The organism is Chitinophaga varians (assembly GCF_012641275.1).
Taxonomy (GTDB): Bacteria; Bacteroidota; Bacteroidia; order Chitinophagales; family Chitinophagaceae; genus Chitinophaga; species Chitinophaga varians_A.
Genome location: NZ_JABAIA010000035.1, coordinates 1 through 319, shown reverse-complemented (window position 1 = coordinate 319; position 319 = coordinate 1). Strand labels below are relative to the sequence as shown.

Here is a 319-nt window from a genome sequence, read left to right as displayed (position 1 = left end):
TGCTCGGGTCTACAATGATTACGGGGGATTAGCTCAGTTGGCTAGAGCACCTGCCTTGCACGCAGGGGGTCATCGGTTCGAATCCGATATCCTCCACTTAATCAACTTAGTTCTTAAACACACACAAGATGTACGGCCGAACGGGCCACAGAGATCGGATCTCAGACATCGGCAACAGACTAGCAATAGTCTTAAAGCTCTTTGACATATTGGGAAATGCAAGTTGTATACGGATAGTAATATCTATATACTAAAATATTTAAAGCGAATAAGGGCGCATGGTGGATGCCTAGGATCTAAGAGGCGAAGAAGGACGTGG

The 319-nt window shown here is 45.8% G+C and carries 1 tRNA gene; it reads left to right on the top strand.

The features are described 5' to 3' along the window. Positions 1-22 precede the first annotated feature (22 nt). Positions 23-96: transfer RNA gene (locus HGH92_RS33510), tRNA-Ala, on the top strand. Positions 97-319: the final 223 nt, after the last annotated feature.